The organism is Flexibacter flexilis DSM 6793, from assembly GCF_900112255.1.
Lineage (GTDB): Bacteria > Bacteroidota > Bacteroidia > Cytophagales > Flexibacteraceae > Flexibacter > Flexibacter flexilis.
This window is the reverse complement of sequence record NZ_FOLE01000004.1, coordinates 66,997-89,319: the sequence shown is the minus strand read 5'-3', so window position 1 is coordinate 89,319 and position 22,323 is coordinate 66,997. Positions and strand designations below refer to the sequence as shown.

16 protein-coding genes are annotated in these 22,323 nt (G+C 41.8%); 10 read left to right on the top strand and 6 right to left on the bottom strand.

Annotated elements, in window-relative coordinates; translation table 11 throughout:
• Positions 1-174 precede the first annotated feature (174 nt).
• Both BM090_RS18745 and BM090_RS18740 read right to left on the bottom strand, forming a co-directional pair.
• Positions 175-405 (bottom strand): hypothetical protein, encoded by a 231-nt coding sequence (locus BM090_RS18745; RefSeq protein WP_245756700.1) that lies wholly within the window; start codon positions 403-405, stop codon positions 175-177.
• Between the two features lie 76 nt (positions 406-481).
• Complete coding sequence (locus BM090_RS18740; RefSeq protein ID WP_245756699.1) at positions 482-934, bottom strand: amino acid kinase family protein; 453 nt, start codon at positions 932-934, stop codon at positions 482-484.
• Positions 935-1,387: 453 nt separating this feature from the next.
• Between BM090_RS18740 and BM090_RS08050 the strand changes: the two genes are divergently transcribed.
• The 5 genes from BM090_RS08050 (at position 1,388) to BM090_RS08030 (ending at position 11,928) form a co-directional block, all read left to right on the top strand.
• Entirely contained in the window at positions 1,388-5,230 is a 3,843-nt protein-coding gene (locus BM090_RS08050) for a TonB-dependent receptor (RefSeq protein ID WP_091510539.1), read from the top strand.
• A gap of 25 nt (positions 5,231-5,255) precedes the next feature.
• Positions 5,256-9,731, top strand: coding sequence for a hypothetical protein (locus tag BM090_RS08045; RefSeq protein ID WP_091510537.1), 4,476 nt, complete (start codon positions 5,256-5,258; stop codon positions 9,729-9,731).
• Positions 9,732-9,847: 116 nt separating this feature from the next.
• Complete coding sequence (locus tag BM090_RS08040) at positions 9,848-10,900, top strand: PorV/PorQ family protein (protein ID WP_177199878.1); 1,053 nt, start codon at positions 9,848-9,850, stop codon at positions 10,898-10,900.
• Positions 10,901-11,049: 149 nt separating this feature from the next.
• Positions 11,050-11,520, top strand: coding sequence for a transcription elongation factor GreA (gene greA / locus BM090_RS08035; protein WP_091510529.1), 471 nt, complete (start codon positions 11,050-11,052; stop codon positions 11,518-11,520).
• Positions 11,521-11,535: 15 nt separating this feature from the next.
• Positions 11,536-11,928, top strand: coding sequence for an HIT family protein (locus BM090_RS08030; RefSeq protein WP_091510525.1), 393 nt, complete (start codon positions 11,536-11,538; stop codon positions 11,926-11,928).
• 87 nt (positions 11,929-12,015) lie between these two features.
• Here BM090_RS08030 and BM090_RS08025 read toward each other — a convergent pair whose 3' ends face one another.
• Positions 12,016-12,996, bottom strand: a complete 981-nt coding sequence (locus tag BM090_RS08025) for a pyruvate dehydrogenase complex E1 component subunit beta (RefSeq protein WP_091510521.1) — start codon at positions 12,994-12,996, stop codon at positions 12,016-12,018.
• A 176-nt stretch (positions 12,997-13,172) separates the two neighbouring features.
• The gene (locus tag BM090_RS08020; RefSeq protein ID WP_091510518.1) at positions 13,173-14,177 is read right to left on the bottom strand and encodes a PorP/SprF family type IX secretion system membrane protein; all 1,005 of its coding nucleotides are present in this window, start codon (positions 14,175-14,177) and stop codon (positions 13,173-13,175) included.
• A 286-nt stretch (positions 14,178-14,463) separates the two neighbouring features.
• On the opposite strand from BM090_RS08020, the gene BM090_RS08015 reads away from it, so the two are divergent.
• The 5 genes from BM090_RS08015 to BM090_RS07995 all read left to right on the top strand — a co-directional run bounded on the left by BM090_RS08015 (position 14,464) and on the right by BM090_RS07995 (position 20,493).
• The gene (locus tag BM090_RS08015) at positions 14,464-16,491 is read left to right on the top strand and encodes a tetratricopeptide repeat protein (RefSeq protein WP_143083919.1); all 2,028 of its coding nucleotides are present in this window, start codon (positions 14,464-14,466) and stop codon (positions 16,489-16,491) included.
• Positions 16,448-17,638 (top strand): glycosyltransferase, encoded by a 1,191-nt coding sequence (locus BM090_RS08010; RefSeq protein ID WP_143083918.1) that lies wholly within the window; start codon positions 16,448-16,450, stop codon positions 17,636-17,638. Before BM090_RS08015 ends, BM090_RS08010 begins: the two co-directional genes overlap by 44 nt.
• 162 nt (positions 17,639-17,800) lie before the next feature.
• Positions 17,801-18,511 carry a cell division ATP-binding protein FtsE gene (locus tag BM090_RS08005; protein ID WP_091510509.1) on the top strand — a complete coding sequence of 237 codons (711 nt, stop codon included), beginning with the start codon at positions 17,801-17,803 and terminating at the stop codon, positions 18,509-18,511.
• A gap of 2 nt (positions 18,512-18,513) precedes the next feature.
• Complete coding sequence (locus BM090_RS08000; protein WP_177199876.1) at positions 18,514-19,428, top strand: glycosyltransferase family 2 protein; 915 nt, start codon at positions 18,514-18,516, stop codon at positions 19,426-19,428.
• 3 nt (positions 19,429-19,431) lie between these two features.
• Entirely contained in the window at positions 19,432-20,493 is a 1,062-nt protein-coding gene (locus BM090_RS07995; protein ID WP_091510503.1) for a hypothetical protein, read from the top strand.
• A gap of 67 nt (positions 20,494-20,560) precedes the next feature.
• Here BM090_RS07995 and fsa read toward each other — a convergent pair whose 3' ends face one another.
• Entirely contained in the window at positions 20,561-21,220 is a 660-nt protein-coding gene (fsa, locus tag BM090_RS07990; protein ID WP_091510499.1) for a fructose-6-phosphate aldolase, read from the bottom strand.
• Positions 21,221-21,311: 91 nt separating this feature from the next.
• Positions 21,312-22,145 carry a translation elongation factor Ts gene (tsf, locus tag BM090_RS07985; protein ID WP_091510497.1) on the bottom strand — a complete coding sequence of 278 codons (834 nt, stop codon included), beginning with the start codon at positions 22,143-22,145 and terminating at the stop codon, positions 21,312-21,314.
• Positions 22,146-22,323: the final 178 nt, after the last annotated feature.

The window sequence follows — 22,323 nt, the reverse complement described above, 5'->3', positions numbered from 1 at the left end:
TTTTTGGCGTGCTTTTCCTATTTTTTCGGCGGCTTTTCTGCATTGTATTCCGCCTTGCCAATGGCTAGCACTTGGCCATTTTCTTGAGCTATGCGCAAATATCTCCTTTCTGAAAATCTTCGTTCATACGCACCACACCGATTGGCAGAATACTAACAGCTTTGTTTTCAGAGGTTAAAGCCGTTGTTGCACCTTCATTGATGTAAATAATACCTTTGGTGTAGCCTTCTGTATGGGCAATCCAGCGTTTTGCGGGGCTGCTGTGGGTGTTTGTGGAACAAAAAATGTACCAACTGGTTTTCCTTGCAAAATTTGTTCGACGACGGTAGGTTGTTTGCCATTCGCGATGTGTACAGCAATGCCCAAACGCGCTAATTTTTTGGCTGTATTGCTTTTGGTAATCATACCGCCACGCCCTGCACCTGATTTTTAGCTAGAAATGAAGGCAGAAAATTTAACTTATTAGGCTCTATTCGGCTGATTAACTGTGCGTTAGGGAGGAGGTAGGCGCGTTGTAAATGCCATCAACGTTAGCCAGGATAAGTACGGCATCGGTCATGGCTGTAACAAGGCCTGCCAGTTCGTCATTATCCGTAAACATAAGTTCTGTTACAGCAATAACATCATTTTCGTTGACAATAGGCGCAATATTTTGTTTTGAAAATGCGTTAAAACATTGCTGCATGTTTAGATAATGAAGCCTATCTCTGAAATATTCTTTGGTTACTAATACTTGAGCACAATGCAGATTTAGTTTGGCAAAGCCTTCTTGGCAGGTTTTCATGAGTCGCACTTGGCCAGTAGCAGCCCAAACCTGACGTGCTGCGACAGGCTCTTGATGTTGGGCAAAAGGCTTACGCCCTTCTGCCACTGCTCTCAAAGAAACCAGAATGATTTCGTAGCACCAAGACTTGACAAGGGTAATTTGCGCCATTGTTTAGGTATCTAATTAACCATTGGTTGTGGTGGGTACATTAGATCCAACTTTGATAACAATTCTTTTATAGGAAAGCATATTAAATGAAAATATAAATAAAATAGCGGATTTTTTTTGATTGAAACACAATATAAGCGACAATCTACTATTAAAAAAATATTAAGAAATGATTAAAGAAAATTTTGTACTATGAAGAATGATACAATTATTTTACTACAGTGTATATTGTGATATATTTTATACTATATTTATTTGTATTGCAAATAAATATAAGTTTTTGTGTTGATAATCAGTATGTTGTAAGATATCGTTTGTTTGATATATTGCAAAATAAAAATACATTGGCTGAAAAAAATGCAGGATTTTGTATTGCTTTTGTGAAATCTGCTACCTATCTTTGAAACCTTCTTAACTATCAAAAATGTGCGCTAACCCTAACAAACAGAAAGTATGATGAGAAAAAGATTACTCATTATGGGCCTGTTTATCCTTGCATCGTTGGCTACCTTCGCTCAGAATGGTAAGTTGGCGGGCTACATATTGGATAAAGACAAACAGCCTGTTCCCTTTGCGACAATCAAAGTTATGTCAGGTGGACAACTCAAAGGCGGCAATCAAGCCGAACTTAATGGCCACTATTCGGTATCACCTCTAACGCCAGGTTCTTACGACGTGGAGGTTTCGTGTGTTGGTTATCAGACCAAACACGTACGAGGCGTTGTTATCAATTTAGAGACAACAACCTCTCTTAATATTACACTTCCTACTGATGCAGAAATTTTGCAAGTAGTAGATGTTGTGTACGAACGCCCATTGGTTGACAAAGACCAGACATCGGGTGGTGCGAAACTCACAGCCAAAGACATTGCCAAAATGCCTACGCGTAGCGTAAACTCATTGCTTTCTACGCAGGCAAGTGTTATGTCTGCTGATGATGGTGCTGGTATTAGTGTGCGCGGTAATCGTACTGGTGATAATATCGTTTTTGTTAACGGTGTTCGTCAATATGGTGGCTCAAACCCTCCAGTGGAATCTATCGAAGAAATTTCGTTGATTACTAGTGGTGTACCTGCTCAGTATGGTGATGCCTTAGGTGCTGTTATTAACATTACTACTAAAGGTGCTGCGGAGAAAACTTCGGGTAGTGCTTTCTTGGAAACCTCACGTCCGTTTAATAAATGGAATCAAGAAGTTGGTGGTGTAACTCTTACAGGACCACTGGTTAAACGTAAAGCTAAGTTGGACTCAACGGGTGCTGTGAAAAGTAATGCAGGTACATTGCTTGGTTATTTTGCGACTGTACAGTTTAATCATAGCCGCGAAAGCAATCCTTCTTACACTGATTATTGGAAAGTAAAAGACAGTGCTTTGGAATTGATGAAGAAAAATCCTATTTTCTTCTCGTCTGAGGCCTCTAACTTCCGCAGTGTTTCGGATACATTTTCTCTTAAACAATTTGAGAAAGTGAAATATCGCCCGAATAGTGCCAGTGGAGGTGTTCAGTTGAATGCAAGTTTTGATTTTCAACCAACTGAAAATTCTATTTTGACTGTTGGGGGTAACTTCAATTATACCAATTCGCGTAATTCAGCAGGTTTGACTTACAACGTGTTTAACTATGATAATAACGACCAAAATATAACGTATGACTATAATGCGTTTGTTCGTTTCCGTCAGACATTTAAGCATATCGGTGGTGCTGATGCGAAAAGTGCTTTGGTGAAAAATATTTTCTATCAAGTGCAAGCGGATTATTCTAATGTAACTAACATTACGCAAGACGCTGATTTGAAAGATAAACTATTTCAATACAGCTACTACGGTAAATTTAAAGATAAAAAAGCGTTAGCTGATTTTGATACAACAACTAACCAAGGTTGGGCGTTGGCATCAAATTTTGGAGATACACTTAGCTTAGTGCATAATGATGGTACTACGGAAAGAATAGCTTTGGCTGGTAAAAAATACTATGTAAAAGGAAGTAGCATTTTGCAGGGTTTTGTCAGCGATAATGATCCGCTTAACTCAGGCTTTACTTTTACGCCTGATGGCCCGAATGCGATAGGCGGTCGTTACAACACGATTATTCAAGATTATACAGGAGGCTCTTTTTACAATCTGGATGCTCTTTCTGTTTTGGGCGGTGCTGTGAATGGAAACGGTATTTATATGGGTTCTATGTATCAATCAGGTCTTAATGGTAATATAGCTGGAACAGATGCTATTATTTCAGGGTCAGGATCTGATTATACCTTGGGTCAGCAAACAACTCGTTATCGCAAGACAAACCAAGAGCAATACAGAGCATCATTGCAAGCGGGTTTTGATATTAAAAATCACTCAATCCGTATTGGTGGTGAATTTGAACAAAGAGTTTCATCTCAATTTGCTGTAAGAGGTAATTTGTGGCAAGCAGCCAGAAACCAAGTGAATACTCATATTTCTACAAGTTTGTTGACTGCGGTAGTGGATGAAAATTCTCTTAAGCACTTGGCTGATGGTAGCATCTTGGTAAGTGGCGAGAACCTTGCTAATGCAGCTCTTCAGACCACGTTTGACAAAAATTTAAGAGCAAAGCTCAGTCAGGTAAGAGGCAAAGAAGTGGCAATTAATGAGTTGATTAACATAGACGAAATTGACCCTAATTTATTGTCGTTGGATATGTTTAGTACTTCAGAACTTTATTTGAGCAATACTAGTCCTTATACTACCTATCAGGGGTATGATATTTTTGGCAATAGAAAAAGAGGTTCTAAAGGCAATGCAGCTTTTTATAATTTCTTTACAGACCAAACCTACATGGATGCATTCCGTCCGAATTATTTGGCTGGCTATATCCAAGACAAATTTGAAATCAATGACTTGATTGTTAATGTTGGTTTGCGTGTGGATAGATTTGATGTGAATCAACCTGTTTTGAAAGACAAATACTCTTTCACCAATTTACAATTGGTTGGCGAAACTGATTTCTCTCAATTTAGTAACAAGTCTCCTGTTAAACCAGGTAACGTGGGTGATGATTGGGCAGTGTATGTTAGTTCTAATCCTGATGGTGTAGAGCAAAGCAAACTAACTGTGGTTGGCTATCGCAATGGAACTACATGGTATAATGCCAATGGGACAGAGGATAATTCTATTCAGCAGAAAATTATTGCAGGTACTGCTTATCCTTTTTTTAACACCAATAGTTTGAGTGAAAGTGCTAAATCTTTGCAACAAAATAGAGGTATTACTGTAGATGCATTTAAAGATTTTAAGCCTCAAGTGAATTTTATGCCTCGTGTTGCGTTTTCGTTCCCTGTATCAGAGCAAACAAACTTTTTTGCTCACTATGATATTCTTACGCAACGCCCTACGCCAGGTTTTAATTATGCGAGTCCATTGCAATACTATAATTTGAGACAATTGTCAGGTGTTCAGACGCTTGGTAATCCAGATTTGTTGCCACAAAAGAAAATCGACTATCAAGTTGGTTTTGATCAGCAAATAAACGATCGTTCAGCTCTTAAATTAACGGCATCTTATAGCGAGATTAAGGACTTGATTCAGATTGTCAACGTAATAGGCGCTTATCCTACTGCTCAGTATCGTACTTACGGAAATCAAGATTTCACGACTGTAAAGAGTTTGAGTTTAGAATATACGCTTCGTCGTTCGGAAAATTTCCAAGCATCGGCAAGTTATACGTTGCAATTTGCAGAAACATCAGCTTCGGATTTTGCAGGCCGTTTGTTGCAAACTTCTACACCGACGCTTCGTAACGTTGTAGCATCTAATGATGATCAACGTCATGCTATCAAACTTAATTTGGATTACCGTATCAATAAAGGTGATGCAACTTCTGCTTTTGGTAAAATATTTGAAAACATGGGTGTAAATGCAACATTCTATACTGGTTCTGGTTTGCCATATACTGCTAACAGTGCACAATGGGGTGCTAATGACCAAATCAAGGGCGGTATTAACTCTAGCAGACTTCCTTGGAACAATCGTACCTCTTTGCGTATTGACCGCAATATTGAATTTGCTCAAGAAGGAAAGAGAAAGAAAATTTTGAATGTTTATTTGTATATTCAAAATGTGTTTAATGCTAAAAACACATTGAATGTCTATGACCGTACGGGTTCGGCAAGTGATGATGGTTTCTTGTCTTCTGATTATGGTAAACAAACGGTAGCCAGCACGTTGCCTAGTCCTGAGGCTTATGTTATGTATTATAATATGGCATTAGCTAATCCAGATTTTTATGTTACTCCACGTAGAGTAAGGATTGGTTGTTCATTTAGTTTTTAAATCTTAACCAAAACCCTTTTCAATCATGAATAAACGTAGTTATTTGCATGGAATTGCCCTTGCGCTGATGCTCTCAATGGGAGCTCAGGCAAAAATGGCACCAACACAGAATAATAATTCTAATAATCCTCCCAAGCCTTCGCCGTCTTTACCTACTGATGTGGTAATTCCTACTTCGGAGTGTAGTCGTGGTACGGCAAGAGCGGAGCTTGATATCAATAACGTCCGCACTTTGTTGCTGAATAGAGGCGATATGTTTTGGGACGGGGCTTCAAGCCCTCGTTACGAAGTACCTAAAGTTACTGATCCTGCTCAACCTCGCAGACATTCACTTTTTTCGGGTGCAGTGTGGGTTGGTGGTATAAAAACAGGTACTTCCCAACAGTATGTTTGTGGTATTACTTTCGGTCAAAGTAATCAAACGGCCTATTTCCCTGGTCAGTTGGATGATGGTACTGGAGCTAATAATCTTGCACTTACCTCTCAGAGCCGCTGCAATGCATGGAATCATTTGTTTAAAGTGAATGCCGCTACTGTCAATACCTTTAAGGCCTATGTAAAGGAATTGGAAGATGCAGGCAGGAATTTAACACAAAACCCATTGCTTGAGGAAGAAATGGATCTGGTCGATGAGTCAATTCGTAACTGGCCTGCGAAAGGGAACGAGTTTATTGACCCAGCCAAATATCCAGGGCTTCAAGCACAGTTAATTTATGATGCTGCCCGATTTGTTGATTTGAATAAAGATGGTATATACCAACCTGATCAAGGAGAGTTTCCTCGTCTTCCTGGTGTTACTGATTCTGTAGGAAACCAAGCAGGCGCAGATCAGGTTGTATTTTGGATAACCAATGATGCTGGTGGTAAGAAAAGTAACGGAGGGGTAACCCCTCCGGCCATTGGTATGGAGATACAAACAGAGGGCTTTGCTTATCAGGCATCAGGGCCTCTTAATACAATGACATTTTATCGCCAAAAACTAATAAACAAAGGCAATGTTACATTGGATAGTACTTATTTTGCACAATTTATTGACCCAGATTTAGGTAATGCTAATGATGACTATGTTGGTTGTGATGTAGAAAGAGGTTTGGGGATATGCTATAATGGAGACAATGATGATGAAGGGGTTTCTGGCTATGGTCAAAATCCACCAACCATTGCTGTGGACTTTTTCAGGGGTGCAGTAGCAGACCCTAATGATGGTATAGATAATGATAGGGACTGTGAAGTAGATGAAGAAGGTGAGCTTATTATGATGTCGAGCTTCGCTAAATTTACGAACGGTGCTGGTGCTGGTGTAGGAGATCCAAATACTCCAGCGCAGTTCTATAATTTTCTAAAAGGTCGTTGGGGTGATGGGCTTGCCATGACCTATGACTATAAAGTCGGAAGAACTCCAGTTTCAACATCTGCTCCAAAAACAAAATATATTTTCCCTGGTTCATCGGATTTGACTCGTGGTTGGTCTATTGGTGGTACTTGCCAAAATCCTGTATTGACAACTGGTCCTAATTTTACGCTTAGCGAATGGTCGGAAGCTACTGTAACAGACAATCCTCCTGGTGACCGTCGTTTTGTGTCGTCAGGTGGTCCATTTACACTTTTACCAGGTGCTGTAAATGAATTGACAATTGGTGTTGTATGGGCTAAAGCTAACTCAGGAGGAGCACTAGGTTCATACAACTTGTTGTTACAATCTGATGATATTGCTCAAAAAAGTTTTGATAATAACTTCTCAAGACTTCAAGGCCCGAACGCTCCTGATATGGAAATTACAGAACTTGACGGTGAGTTAATTATTAGCCTTACTCCCGATGAGTATTTGGGTAAAAACACAGAAACTTATCAGGAAAGAGATCCAAGCCTTAAAGCTACAGACGGTGATGTTTATTATCACTTCCAAGGTTATATGCTCTATCAATTAGCAAATAGCGCAGTTACAGACCTTACAGACCCTACGCAGGCACGTCTTATCATGCAGTGTGATGTGAAAGATGGTGTTAGTAAAATCATTAATCAGACGTATGATTATACAATTGATGCTCTTGTTTCTCAACTAAAAGTAAATGGCGAAAACAAAGGTATTAAACCATACTTGACTGTGAAAACAGATGCGTTTACTGGTGCTAAATTGATTAATCATAAAAAGTATTATTACCACGTGAAAGCCTATGCTTACAATGGTAATGCGAAGAATGATACTAAATTTATTGAGGGGGATATGAACCTTGGCATATATTCTGCCATTCCTCATAAAGTTAATCCTGAAATATATGGAACGGATATCGTTTCTAAGTCTGGCTATGAAATGCCTGTAACAAGGTTATCGGGTAGTGGTAATAGCGGTAACACGTTGGCTTTAAGCGAAAATGATGAGCAAGAGATTGTGAAGAATTTTCATAAATCTGAGCTTTTGTACCAAGAAGGTGGTGCGCCTGTTACCGTTAAAATATACGATCCTAAATCTGTAGTTAGTGCACAGTATAAAATAGAAATTACAAGTCGTTTGGCTTACAAACCTGTGGGCGGAGAAAAACTTCAGATAAACGATACGATCGAATCTTCTTTACCTGCTTCTGCATTTTCGACAACGAGTACATTAGTAGGTTCCCTTTGGGTGACACCAGCTAGTGCTTCATTCCCGCAAACATCAGGTAGAGCTGTTGTGGTGAGAGAAGTTAATACAGAAGATAGCCTTGTCAATGTTGATGTAAAATTGCTAAATGGAGACGAGGGTGGAACATTTATTGTTGTTGGTGAACAACGTCAAAATAAATCCACCAGTACAGGTAATAAGGCTGGTCAGTTCGCAGCGTACACTTCTAACAAAGGTGCTTTTAATGTTCGTCGTAATAATGGTTTGATTACCAATTTTGCTACAGCAGAAGAGTTCGTGTCTGCAGAGTATGTTACATTTATTGATCTGAAAGATAATACACCTATATATCTGAAGAAAACATTGACTATTGGTGGTGATGAGTTAATCCCTAACCGTGGGTTGGCTGTATCTTTGAACGATGCACATAGTCCGAGTCAACGTGTTTACGACGATTATACAAATGGTTATTTGGCTACTTCAGGGCTTGAATTCCCTGCAACTGCCCTATATCGATGGCTTGTAACAATTCCTGATGCTACTAACGGGGGAGCATTTCAGTTTCAACGTTCGTATAATTCTGATGTTGCTAAAGATGCAGCTCTTTTGGAGAAGATCACTTATGACGACCCTGCCTTGATATGGACAAAGGTATTAGACGGCTCATTCTTCCCGTATACTTACGCCAATGTTTACTCTCCTGATGCAGCTGGTGGAGGTATAGCCTATTATGATCCTTCTTCTATTCCTGATAGAATCTTTGATGTGTTAAATAACAGAACGTTGTATAACATGGGTAACGTGGATATTGTGTTTACTAATGATAAATCGAAATGGACTAGAGTGCCAGTGATACAAGTAGATACAGGATTGGTTAAATTACAGAACTTCAAGAGTAGATTACGTTCCTTGAACGATAATTTTGAAACTGATTTGAATGCAAGATCTCCATTTGATACTACACAAATTTCTCGTGGTATGTCTTGGTTCCCTGGCTACGCCATAGATTTGGATAGAGGTATTCGCCTGAACTTGATGTTCTCAGAATCTTCACTGGCAGATAGAGTGAATGGAAATAACCTAAAATGGGAGCCTACCTCTAAAGTGGCTCTTGCTGCTGCTAAGTCGTTTATCTATGTAGTTCCGACTAAGTACGATGAAGGTAAAGGGATGGAGTATAAATTGGACAGTGTTTATAATGTTATCAAAAACATTTCAAGCCCAAATACAGCAAGAGATAGAGCTTATCCCGTTCTGATGAAAAATATCTCTTGGGTTGGTGTGTTAGGATTGTTGGATAATCCATTGGTTTCCATTGATTACTCAAGAAGTAATCCTCTTCCCAATGAAGCAAAGCTTAAATTGAGGGCTAAAAAATCTTATACCCCTTATTTGTATGATGCGTCTTCTAATGCGTCAGAAAAATCTACACGGGCTATTCCAACGTATTCAATATCTTCGCAAGGAATGGAAGCTAAACGCAATGAAACTCAAGTAGCGAAATCTGCTTTGGATTTGATTCGTGTGGTACCGAACCCTTATTATGCGTACTCATCTTATGAAACTTCTCAAGTAGATAATCGTGTGAAAATCACGAACTTGCCTACTAAATGTAGAATTCGTATTTATAACTTGGGTGGCTCGCTGATTCGTGAATATAATGTGGATTACTCTAGTGTAAGTGGCAGCCAACAATGGAGCCAGTTGGAGTATGATCGTCCAGCTTCTTCATTGGGTTCTAACCGCCTTACTTCTCAAGATTGGGATCTGAAAAACCAAGTAGGTATTCCAATTTCTTCTGGTGTTTACCTTATTCACATAGATGCAGGTTCATTGGGAGAGAAAACAGTTAAGTGGTGTGGTGGCGTTCGTCCAATAGACCTTGATGCATTGCAAAATTAATGATAATCATCGTAGTAGAGATGGATATTATAATCCACTCTCTACTACTTTAATGATGAATTAAAATCTTTTTTCAAATGAATAAAAAACTAACTGCATATATTATTGCCGCCACGATGTCAGTTGCGACACCTTTGATGGCTGGTAACGATGTTAAAAGAGGGCAGGGCGGAGCCTCTGAGCTTCTAATTAACCCTTGGGGACGTAGTTCTGGTTGGGCTGGTGCTAATACAGCGTGCGTGCGTGGAGTGGAATCGATGAATTTGAATATGGCGGGGCTAGCCTATACCTCAAAAACAGAGTTTGTCCTTTCTAACGTACGCTATATGAGCGGCTCTGGTATTCAAGTTAATTCTGTTGGGCTAGGCCAAAGACTTAGTGAAACGGGCGTTTTAGGTGTTTCTGTAACCGCAATGAACTTAGGGGATTTTATAGAAACTACTTACGAATTGCCTGATGGTACTGGCTCCTCTTTTAAGCCTCAGTTTTTTAACTTAGGAGTAGGTTATTCCAAACAATTCTCGGGTTCTATCTCTGCTGGTGTATTGGTGCGTTTGGTTTCTCAGTCAATCCCTGATGCAAATGCCTTAGGTGCTTGTTTTGATGCGGGTGTACAATACCAAACTGGTGCAAGAAAACAATTTAAGTTTGGTGCGGCTATTCGTAACCTAGGCCCTAAGATGCAATATCGTGGCGATGGCTTCTCTTTCAGAGGTACTCGCGACCAAATTGGATTGACTGTTCAAAGCCGTACAGCTCAGTTTGATATACCAGCATTGCTAAATATTGGTGGTTCTTACGACTTTCAGTTAGCCCCAGAACATCGCCTGACACTTGCTGCAAACTTTGTATCAAATTCTTATACAAAAGATAATTTGCAGTCTGGTCTTGAGTACGGATTTGGTGATTTAGTACAAGTGCGTGGTGGCCTGAACTATCAAAAACAAATCTTTACTTCAAATAAAACAGATGCAAATTCTGGCCCTACTTTTGGTGCAACCCTGAATTTGCCATTTAGTCTTTTAGGAACAAAGAAAACAACAGAGGAAGGTGCTACTGCCGAAACTTCTCCTGAAAAATCGCACCGTAGTTTAGGTTTTGATTATTCTTTCCGTTCTACAAACCCATATAGCGGTACGCATACCATTAGCTTGATTTTGAAATTATAAAAAAAAAGCATAGTTTTGCAGTACGAAAAAGAACGGTCATCAAAAGGCCGTTCTTTTTTTTAAAGCCTATTAAATCGCTTTAGCGCATTTGATTTGGGCTTTTATTTTTTTATGAAAGTCTTTAATTTTTTAAAAGAAAATACAATACTATGGCAATTTCCTATTATACAGAGGAAGGGTTAAAAAAACTCAAAGACGAGTTACACGACCTTAAAATAAGAGGCCGCGCCGACATGGCTCGCCAAATAGCAGAAGCAAGAGATAAAGGGGATTTGAGCGAAAATGCTGAATATGATGCTGCCAAAGATGCTCAAGGTTTGTTAGAATTAAAAATCTCGAAACTGGAAGACATCGTGGCCAATGCTCGCGTGATTGACGAAAGTAACATTGATACCTCCAAAGTGTCTATTCTATCGAAAGTAAAAATTAGAAATACGAAAAATAACGCAACGGTGATGTATATGCTTGTTGCTGAAGAAGAAGCAGACCTAAAAGCTGGTAAAATTTCCGTTAAATCGCCGTTTGGCAAAGGTTTGTTGGGCAAGAAAGTAGGCGAAATTGCCACGATTCAGGCTCCTGCGGGCAGCGTTGAGTTTGAAGTAGTCGAAATCACACGATAAATAAACATTTGTGCTATGGCAACGATCTTCTCTAAAATTATTTCGGGTGAAATACCTTGTTACAAAATTGCTGAAAACGACGATTTTTTGGCTTTTTTGGATATGTTTCCTGTGGCTGAAGGTCATACTTTAGTTATTCCCAAAAAAGAAGTGGACTACATTTTTGATCTCGACGAAGAAACATACGATAAGTTGTTTGCTTTTTCTCGCACAGTGGCGAAAGCCGTTCATCGTGCTATTTCATGTCGCAAAGTGGGTATTTCGGTGATTGGCTTGGAAGTGCCGCATACGCATGTGCACCTTGTGCCTATCAACCAAGTAAGCGACATGAATTTTTCTAAACAGAAGCTCACGCTCACTAAAGAGCAATTCATAGAAATACAAGAGAAAATTAAGAGTTATTTATAACAGTGTTTTAGTTGTATATCTCTCTAATGCAAAACGCCGCTAATTCTATTAAAGAATTGCGGCGTTTTTTTATGGTTTTATTCCAAATTATTTTTTGTAAAGCACTGATTTTACAGCTTTTACAGTTCTTTCTATATTTGGAAGAATAGCATCTATCAATGTAGGCGCGTAAGGCAAAGGCACATCGCGGCTTGTTACTCGCATTACTGGTGCGTCCAAATAATCAAACGCATAGCGTTGCACGTGGTAGGCAAGTTCCGAAGAAATAGAAGCCAAAGGCCAAGCCTCTTCCACGACTACCAAACGGTTTGTTTTCTTTACAGAAGCCACAATTGTAGCATAATCAATCGGACGAACCGAACGCAAGTCGATTACTTCCGCCGAAACGCCTTCTTTTTCGAGTTCTGCGGCTGCGCCTAAAGCTACTTTCATCATTTTGCCGAAGCTGACAATGGTTACATCAGAACCCTGACGTTTTACGTCGGCCACACCAATCGGAATCAAATATTCTTCCAAAGGAACTTCGCCTTTGTCGCCGTACATAAGTTCTGATTCCATGAAAACCACTGGGTCGTTGTCGCGGATAGCCGATTTGAGCAAACCTTTAGCATCGTAAGGGTTAGAAGGCACTAGCACTTTCAAGCCTGGCGTATTGGCATACCAATTCTCAAAGTTTTGGGAGTGTTGCGAACTCAACATACCAGCGTTACCCGTTGGGCCTCTAAATACCATTGGTGCGCTGTATTGGCCGCCCGACATGGACATAAGCTTAGCCGCCGAGTTAATTACTTGGTCTATAGCTACTAACGAGAAGTTGAAGGTCATAAACTCGATGATAGGACGCAGGCCATTAGCCGCAGCACCTACACCAATGCCCGCAAAACCAAGTTCAGCAATAGGCGTATCAATTACACGCTTAGCACCGAATTCTTCGAGCATACCTTGACTTACTTTGTATGCGCCATTGTATTCGGCTACTTCTTCGCCCATCAGAAATACGGTCTCATCGCGGCGCATTTCCTCAGACATGGCTTCGCGTAGGGCTTCTCTAAATTGAATTTCTCTCATATTGTTGGGGTATTGTTGTTCGGGTAGTTATTTTGTTAATAATTACGTTGTGAACTTTATAAGTCGTAAAAATAAGGGAATGCCCTAAAATACCAAAATCTTTTACCCAAAACAGCAATCACATTTTTGTTCAAATTTAAACTTAGACTTGTGCAAACGTTTACTATCTCAATGCCTTACAATTTTGGGCAGGGTAGGCCAGGCCCTCGGTAGGCGCGTCCGTCTCCAAATACATACACCAGCCCGATTTCGTGCGAACCGCCTCCCAGTGGCGTAACGCCCGACAAACTAAGGTCGTAACTGTAACCAATCGTTAGCCCGTCAAAGCTCATGCCCAGCATGGCGGCAATGGCATCTTGGTTGATTTTCTGGTATTTGCTTAAGACTGGTAAACCTCTGTACCACAATCCAGTAACTAATAGTTCGTAGCGCAAATAAGCTCCCAAATCCAGTTGGTTGGCGGTGCCCTGATGCTGAAATTGCGCCATAAACGTAAGATTGCGCGTCAGCTCCTCGTTGCGTTTGAGGCGGTGCATATCCTCCAGCGGAATTTGATAACCTGCATTGAGGCTATACCGAAACGGTAATTTTTGACTTTGGTCTATGCCCACATCTGGCCGCAAAAGATGATGTGCGGCCAAACCCAACCACATTTTATCCGAATATAACACAGCTCCCAAACTTCCGTCAAAATATTGTTTTGAAGTATTGCCGCTCTGTACGGGGTCGGCCACAGGGCTATAAGTACCGTTGCCGCTGTATTGGTAGCCGTAAGTTAAATCGCTGATATTGAGGTTACGGAAAGACATGGCCGCCTGCGCACCCGCCGACACTGCCCATTGCCGCGACACGCGCAAATGATAGGCATACGAGCCGCTTACCGACGTAGTATTCCAATTACTGCTGTTGCTGGTGCGGTGCAAAAGAAGCCCTACGCCGCTTTGGTATTTGGACAAATATGTATCAAAAGAGGCGTTGTAGCTCGTAAAAGGAGCAGGAACGCCCGTCCATTGGTTGCGGTAGTTGGCCGCCAAGCGGCTTTTGTGCAAAATGCCTGACATGGCAGGGTTTTGGTACAGGGGTGTGGCGTAGATTTGGGTAAATTGCGCGTCTTGGCCGTAGCTCGTAGTGGTCAAGAAAAACAATAATAAAAAGGTATAAGTGACTGATTTGTAATTCATAATGCTTTTTAGTTCCTTCCAGTAAAATGGAGATGTTGTGTTTAAAACGCCTCTAAAGAATAGAACTTGTAAATGTACTGCAAAATTTTTCTTTGCAAAATCTTCACTTACACCTAACTCTCTCTTCTTTTTGGGGAGAAAATAGCAGCAAATGAAGGCATATTGTACAAAATCACTTTGTTTTATAAGAAAGTTATTTATTTTTGTTCGGATTTGACTGTAATCAAGTTCAATTTTTATCTGAAAAAGTTAAAGAGATCGCTACCAATCTTTTACGATAACGACTATGATGTATTTACTTTTTTTTGTGATTGTGGGGCTGCGTTTGTGGTGGCTGATTCGCAAATACAATGCGCAAGGCGTTGAGCCAGTGAATCTGACTTTGCAACGCCGCGATTTTAAATATCCGCCTTACACAGACCTTACCGACGCAGGACTTTGGGACAAACGCCGACAACAATACGACTTTGATACCACCAATAAGCGTTACGGTCAGGCGATTAGTTTGTTTAATGAAATGAAAACAAAGGCATTGTTTCGCACGGGTTATGAGTCTGATGAGTTGGCACTTTCAGCTAAACTCAAGAATTTTTCAAAGAATCCAGCGAAGCATTTTTCGGCTATGTTGCTATTCTTGCTAATGAGTGTGGCGGCTTGGGCGCAGTCGGCGGCAGACGTTTATAAACAAGCCGAAAAAAGCTATAAAAACAATGAGTTTGCCAATGCTGCCGAGTATTACAAACAAGTTTTGAACTTGGATTCGTCGTACAAACAGGCCAGTGTTTTGTACAAAACAGGACTTTGTTATCAGAAATTAAAAGATTGTAACGTAGCCAAAGGCTTTTTTGCGAGAGCCTTACAAGCAAGCCCTGCCGATGGTGGCGCGTCCTCTATCAGCAAATTTACCGAAAAAATAAAGGCTTGTGGCTTCTCTGTCAGCGACTTGACTTTAAGCAATGCACTTAGTTCGACCGATGAGCCACTGGAAAGTTCAGCAGTTGCTACTACCAAAAATACTGATGCTGCCAAAAATTATTACAGCGAAGGCGAGGATTTGTACGACCGCAAAAAATACAGCGATGCCATCGAAAAATTTAGTGCGGCACTGAAAGCCGATTCGAGCTACAAACGCGCAGCTACGCTTTACAAAATAGCGTTGTGTTATCAGAAAAAGAAAGATTGCGACGAGGCCAAACGTTATTTTTCATTGGCATATGTGGCCAATCCCGAAAATGGTGGCGCATCTTCGCTTTCCAAATTCAAGGAAAAAGCAAACAAATGCGGTTGGTCGGAAGCTGATGTGGCAACTGCAACAAGTAGTGCGGAAGCCAGTGTTACGGACGAACAAGCAGCTCCACAGCAACCCAAATCTAAGTCAGGGTTTTCATTTGTAAGTTTCTTGTTTAGCATTTTGTCGGGCTTTATTGTTGCGTGGATTTTGTTTAGAATTTATAAAAAAACAAATCAAAATAAACGTGAAAAAGAACTAAGTCAAGCAGTTACGACCCAGATGTTTGATGAAAATACTTGGGAAATTCTGAAGGGAAAATACCCAGCCGATAAGGTGCAAAAAGTACGCGATTTGTTTGAGCAAAAGCATCAACAGGCATTGGCAGCCGAAAGTCCCGCCGAAATTGCCGAACTACATTGGTATTTGCAACAACTCAAAGAAACGCCCGAAGCATTTTTTGACAATGAACTGACTACCAGTTCGTTTATACCATTGATGACCAAGTTTGAAGGTGCGTTTTATTGTTTCTTTACGGCAGAATTAATTCCTGAAGGTCGTTCGGCAGTTGTAGAAATTCTGCACCCCAGTGGTCAATCGCGTAAGGTGTGGGCATTGCAACGGATTGCCAGCAAAATACAAACGGGAGCAAATGTAAAAGTGCGTGTACATCGCGTAAATGGCCAATGGGTGCATTGGAGCAAAGACTTGACTTGGAGCGATGCACTGGCTACGCAAGCCGAAAATGCGCGCAAACAAGCCGCTTGGCAAGGCGAGGCGCAAGAAGTCCAAGTGTTCAATTTGTTTGAAATTTTTACAGAAAAATATACGAATTATATGTCGCCGCACCCCGATGCGTTGGTGCAGGCCGTTCTGACCTTGCGCGACAACAATGGCGGCTCAAACCAAACAGGCTATAACCCTGATTATACGCCACCAACAGGCGGAAATTATGATTCGGGCGGCAGCCGCATGGGCGACGTGCTTACAGGCATGATTATCGGCTCTCAATTGAGCGGAGACCGCCATCATCACCATCACCATGATTATGACCGCGACAACGACCATTACAGAGATAACTCCTAAACGACGTATCAGGGCGGTTTTTTATGCAGTCAATGGCTTGGGCTTGGGGCATCTCACGCGCCTTATTGCGTTGTGTCGTGCCATGCAAGCCCAAAACCCTTTGTTAGATGCCCTGTTTATTACCACTTCCGAAGCAGATAATTTGCTCAATAAATATGGTATTCCATACGTGCATTTGCCCAGTAAAAATTTGGCCTCGCAATCTGGTAGCTTGACTTACAGGCGATTGGCGCGGCTCTACTCGGCGGTTGTCAATCCTGTTTTTGATGTATTTCAGCCCAACATTTTGGTAGTGGACACGATGGTAACAGGTTCGATGCAAGACCTGCTCAATGTGCTGCGGTTTGGTAATTTTTTCAAAGTCTATGTACATCGGGCGCGAAAACTCGAAGCCTACGAAGATTATACGATTCAGGCACAACGCTTTTACGATTTGGTGCTTACGCCGCATTACCGCGACACGGAAGTAATCCCAATGCCTGCGGGGTTTAATGTGCCGCTTTATTGGTCGGGGCCTCTGATGCTTACGCATCGCCACGAGGCGCACACACGGCAAATCGTACGCACACGTTTTGGCATACAGGAACACGAAAAGTTGGTACTCATTTCGTTGGGTGGGGGAGGTGATGACACCAATCCGCAAACCTTAGATTTTTTGCTCCGAATGCTTGCCCCAATTCCTGATATTAAGTTGTTGTTTGCAGAAGGTTTGTTGCGAAAAGAAGCGTATCAGGGGCTTGGTAATGTATTGGTTACCAGCGAATATCCCGTTTCGCGTTTGCTTGATGGCGTGGATTTTGCTTTTGCGAGTGCGGGCTATAACACTTTTCACGAACTGCTGTATTTTGGAGTCCCGACGATGTTTGTACCCAAGTTGCGCGGCTACGACGACCAAGTGTTACGCGCCACACGAGCCGCCGACAAAGGCGCGTGTTTGGTGGCCGTCGAAGACGAAAATTTTGAGGCGATAGCGCAGCAGCATTTGGGCGTTTTGTTGGATAATGAAAAACGCCAGCACATCGCGCAAGCGGCTTGTCAGTACGTGCCCGAAAATCACGTACAAGAGGCCGCAGATGCTATTTGGCAGGCTTGGCAGCTTTGGGATAATCCGTTGCCACAAGAACCAATATCGCCGCAAGAAGGGTAAAAGGTTTATTGTCTTGCTATATTAAAGATTTGAAATTCATATCAATATTCCCAGTTCTATTGCTGGGGCTTTTTTCGGGGGCTGGCCTGTGTTTTTATTTTTTGTATAACCAAAATACTGTAAATTTGGCTTTTCTTTAATGCTGAACTTAGATTTTTGCGTATGTCATTTTCTTCTGAACCCGTTGTGAGTTTGCGTGATGCGGCCATTTTTCAGGACGACAACCGCGTGTTGGACAATGTTACTTTTGATATTTCCAAAGGCGAGTTTGTGTATTTGGTGGGGCGCACGGGCAGCGGTAAAAGTTCTTTGCTCAAAACCCTGTACGCCGATTTGGATTTGCGCTTAGGCGATGGGCAAGTGGCCTCGTACCCGCTCCGCGACATCAAACGCAACCAAGTGCCGTTTTTACGCCGCAAATTAGGCATTGTGTTTCAGGACTTTCAGTTGTTTTATGACCGCACTGTTGCCGAAAATTTGGTGTTTGTGATGCGTGCGACAGGCTGGACGGACAGTGCCAAAATCAAAAAACGTTTGGCCGAAGTGCTTATGCGCGTGGGTTTGGGTTCGGTGGACAACAAAATGCCGCATCAACTTTCGGGCGGTGAGCAGCAACGCGTCGTGATTGCGCGTTCCCTTATCAACGAACCTGTGCTAATGATTGCCGACGAACCGACGGGCAACCTTGACCCCGAAGTTGGCGAGGGCATTATGCGTTTGTTTTTGGAGATTAATAATAGCGGTACGGCGATTTTGATGGCTACGCACAACCACAAATTTTTACAAGATTTTCCAGCCCGAATTTTGAAATGCGACAATGGCCGCGTGCTTGACTCGCAAAAAGAAAAATTCGGTTTGACTAATATTTGGTAAAAGTGCAACAAAGCCCTAAAGCGCAAGGAATTTCCGTACTTGTTCCTGTGTATTGTTATGCCATTGAGCCACTGATTCAGCAACTCGTAACACAACTTAGCCAGCTTGCAGTGGCTTGGGAAATTCGCTGTTATGATGATGCTTCAACGGCTTTTTTCAAGCAAAAAAATCAAAATATTATTTCGTATAAAAATTTGATTTACAAAGAATTGCCCGAAAATGTAGGGCGTTCGCGTATCCGAAATTTGCTTGCAAAAGAGGCGGCTTATCAATGGCTTTTGTTCATGGATTGCGATTCGCTTTTGCCCGACCAAAATTATATTGCTCGTTACGCAGATGCGATGGTTTCGGGTGCAGCGCAAGTTTATGTGGGCGGCACAGTTTACGAAAAAACATTGCCTTCGCAAGCCGTTTCGTTGCGTTGGTATTATGGCCGAGCGCGCGAACAAACTACGGCGGCACAGCGCACCGCACAGCCTTACGAGCGGTTGACGCTGAATAATATGCTCATTTCGGCGCAGACTTACGCCCAATTTCCGTTGGACGAAACCCTGACCACTTACGGCCACGAAGACACGCTTTTTGGGTTTTTGTTGGCACAAAATGCCGTCGCGATTCGGCATCTGGACAATCCCGTATATCATGTGGGACTGGAGGAAAATCAGATTTTTATACAAAAAACAAAAACGGCTACCCGCAATCTGTATCGCATTTATACGCAATACGGTTTGGGTGGCCAAACGCGCCTTTTTCAGGCGTTTTTATTCTTGCAAAAATGGCATTTAGTGGCCTTATTTGCAGCGTTTTACAAAATATCAGAACCTTTTATTGTCAAAAATTTATTGTCGGCTGCGCCTTCCGTGCGTCTGTTGGATTTGCTCAAACTGCACACGCTTTGCCAGGCCGCCAAAACTTAGGATATGAACTTACGAAAATGGTTTTTAGTGGCGTGGCTACTTTCGTGCCTTGTGCCTGCGGCAGTGGCGCAAACCGATTCTACATCGGCGGAAGAGTCGTTGTGGGACATAGTGAAAATGGCAACAGTGGACTGTGCCATCAAAGCAGGCGAACAGCGCGTTTTTTATTATCGTTTGGCCGAAGACGACAGCCTTTATTTGAACTACACGCACCAAAAAGGGGAGGCCTTGGGCTTGGTGGAAGTGAAGGTTTGGAAAGGGGAGAGTCTTTTACAAAAAGCTGATTTAAAGGATTTTAAAGAAACATTAGCCATCGAACATAAAGGTATTTATGCCATTACGTTGGCCAATGCGTCCAAGGCAGATATTGCGGGAAAGTTGCAAATTTCGCGCCGACCAGCTTACGAAGAAAGCGTTAAGTTTGATGTACGTGTGCCGCTCAAAGTAATGACGGATACCACGTTTCTGTACGAAAAAAAGAAAGTTTTTGTAAAAAATGACACTACCGCAGAAGAAGTGATGAACCGTACTTTTATGGTCAGCTCGATGGTGAATTTGCGCCAAACTTCGCGCACAAATGTAGAATTTAAATTGCCTGCGGAAACGGCTTTTTGGGCGTATCATTTGAGCGTTTCGGAGGAAACTAATGTGCAGTTTGATAAACTTACGTCCCAACTTGGCAAAGGTGCGGCTACGTTGTTAGCTTCCTCTAACCCCCTGACAGCCTTTGCGTTGGGTACGGTTAGCGTGTTGCCGTCGGTGTCTGTGGGTGAGGACGTGGACTATTACATTTTGCCCAAAGACCAGACCCAAGCCTTTATGGAAGATAAGCCTTTCAAGTCCTTCAAAAAAGGGCTGCGCGTGGTAACGGATTATGCCCGACTCATGCCCGACGAAGTACCGAACAAAGGGCAAATGGCTTTTGGATTTTATAACGATAATTTTGTGGAAGGCGTGAAGGCTACGTTGCGTATCGTGGCCATCAAAGTAAAGCCGCGCTATGAGTGGCGTACGTATCGCAAACCCATTATCGCGAAGCGTTCTGAGCCGTCGGTTACCGAATAATTTTTTTAGACAAAAACAAAAAAGCTCTCAATTACGAGAGCTTTTTTGTTGCATAATAAGCTAATAATTAGCCGTTTAGTTTTTTGTGATCGGCAAGGAACGTCGCCAAACCGTTGTCGGTTAGTGGGTGATTCAAAAGGCTTGTAATCACGTTGAGCGGACAAGTAACCACGTCTGCGCCGATTTCTGCACACTTGATAAGGTGCATAGTGTGGCGAACGGAAGCAGCCAAAACCTCCGTAGTATAGCCGTAATTGTCATAGATTTGAACGATTTGCTCGATAAGATTCAAGCCGTCAGTTCCCACGTCGTCGAGGCGACCAATGAACGGAGAAACGTAAGTTGCGCCAGCTTTTGCAGCCAAAAGAGCTTGGCCAGCCGAGAACACCAAAGTACAGTTCGTGCGCATATCGCGGTCGCTAAAGTATTTGATGGCCTTCACGCCGTCGCGAGTCATCGGGATTTTGATAACGATTTTTTTAGGGTCAATTTCGTAAAGTTCTTCTCCTTCGCGAACCATGCCTTCAAAATCAGTGGCAATTACTTCAGCACTCACTTTGTCGTCCACGATGTCGCAAATTGCTTTGTAATGTGCGAAAATGTTGTCTTTGCCTTTGATGCCTTCTTTGGCCATTAGAGAAGGGTTGGTCGTTACACCATCAAGAATGCCCATTTCGTAGGCTTCGCGGATTTGCGCCAAATTGGCGGTATCAATGAAGAATTGCATGTTGTTTTGGGGGAGTTAAATGTATTGGAAAAGATAGTTTGGCTCAAAAAAAAGCCCCGACAATATCGGGGCTTCTATTTATAAATGCAGACTAAGCACCTACGCTGATACGCTTAAATTCTTGAACTGTAAGACCTTTGCTTACGCTATCAAGCATTTGCGCAACTGTTTGGCTAGAATCTTTCACGAAGTCTTGGTTAAGCAACGTGTTATCTTTGTAGAAACGGTTAAGTTTGCCCAAAGCGATTTTCTCAAGCATAGCTTCTGGCTTACCTTCGTTACGCGCTTGTTCTTTACCGATTTCGATTTCTTTTTCAACGATTGATTGATCAACACCGTCTTTGTCCACAGCCACTGGGCGCATTGCAGCGATTTGCATAGCCACATCGCGACCGATTTCTGTAACGTCAGCACCATTTACGTTTTTCATTACCACCAAAACGCCCAATTTGGCACCATTGTGAAGGTAAGGAACTACTTTTTCGCCAGCTACTACATTGTAACCAGTTACCACGATTTTTTCACCGATTTTACCTACAAATTCAGTGATAGTTTCTTGGATAGTTTTTTCGCCCAAAGAAAGTGCAACAAGCTCTTCAGCAGTAGCAGGTTTTTTCTCTGTAGCTACTGCCATAATTTGTTGACCTAAGCCAAGAAATTCAGCAGTTTTAGAAACTGGTTCAGTTTCGCAGTTCAACGCAAAAACAATACCTTCGGTAGCGTCAGCGTTGGTATGAATAAATACAGTACCTTCTTTTGTTTCGTTGTCGGCACGTTTGAGGGAGATTTTCTCGCCTTTTTTGCGAAGAATTTCAACAGCTTTGTCAAAATCGCCATCTGCTTCAGTGAGGGCTTGTTTGCAATCCATCATACCCATGCCTGTCATTTGGCGTAGTTTGTTTACGTCTTGTGCTGTAATAGCCATTGCTTTATTGGATTTATTGAAAATTTATAGTTGAAATATTAACTGAAATGCAATTTGGTTAATAAGGCCGCAAATCTCTTAATTTATATTCTTAAAATCAATCAAATAGTATTTTTTTTTATTACATAGCCTTTATTTAAGTATGCGAAGGTGGAGTTTTGGTCAAAAAACGGTACTT

What these genes read in the sequence shown, in the direction of transcription:
- tsf (WP_091510497.1), bottom strand. Translation starts at nt 22,145, where the DNA reads ATGGCTATTACAGCACAAGACGTAAACAAACTACGCCAAATGACAGGC.
- BM090_RS08050 (WP_091510539.1), top strand. Translation starts at nt 1,388, where the DNA reads ATGATGAGAAAAAGATTACTCATTATGGGCCTGTTTATCCTTGCATCG.
- BM090_RS08010 (WP_143083918.1), top strand. Translation starts at nt 16,448, where the DNA reads ATGATTATGACCGCGACAACGACCATTACAGAGATAACTCCTAAACGA.
- BM090_RS08040 (WP_177199878.1), top strand. Translation starts at nt 9,848, where the DNA reads ATGTCAGTTGCGACACCTTTGATGGCTGGTAACGATGTTAAAAGAGGG.
- BM090_RS08030 (WP_091510525.1), top strand. Translation starts at nt 11,536, where the DNA reads ATGGCAACGATCTTCTCTAAAATTATTTCGGGTGAAATACCTTGTTAC.
- greA (WP_091510529.1), top strand. Translation starts at nt 11,050, where the DNA reads ATGGCAATTTCCTATTATACAGAGGAAGGGTTAAAAAAACTCAAAGAC.
- BM090_RS08015 (WP_143083919.1), top strand. Translation starts at nt 14,464, where the DNA reads ATGATGTATTTACTTTTTTTTGTGATTGTGGGGCTGCGTTTGTGGTGG.
- BM090_RS18740 (WP_245756699.1), bottom strand. Translation starts at nt 934, where the DNA reads ATGGCGCAAATTACCCTTGTCAAGTCTTGGTGCTACGAAATCATTCTG.
- BM090_RS08025 (WP_091510521.1), bottom strand. Translation starts at nt 12,996, where the DNA reads ATGAGAGAAATTCAATTTAGAGAAGCCCTACGCGAAGCCATGTCTGAG.
- BM090_RS08045 (WP_091510537.1), top strand. Translation starts at nt 5,256, where the DNA reads ATGAATAAACGTAGTTATTTGCATGGAATTGCCCTTGCGCTGATGCTC.
- fsa (WP_091510499.1), bottom strand. Translation starts at nt 21,220, where the DNA reads ATGCAATTCTTCATTGATACCGCCAATTTGGCGCAAATCCGCGAAGCC.
- BM090_RS07995 (WP_091510503.1), top strand. Translation starts at nt 19,432, where the DNA reads ATGAACTTACGAAAATGGTTTTTAGTGGCGTGGCTACTTTCGTGCCTT.
- BM090_RS08020 (WP_091510518.1), bottom strand. Translation starts at nt 14,177, where the DNA reads ATGAATTACAAATCAGTCACTTATACCTTTTTATTATTGTTTTTCTTG.
- BM090_RS18745 (WP_245756700.1), bottom strand. Translation starts at nt 405, where the DNA reads ATGATTACCAAAAGCAATACAGCCAAAAAATTAGCGCGTTTGGGCATT.
- BM090_RS08005 (WP_091510509.1), top strand. Translation starts at nt 17,801, where the DNA reads ATGTCATTTTCTTCTGAACCCGTTGTGAGTTTGCGTGATGCGGCCATT.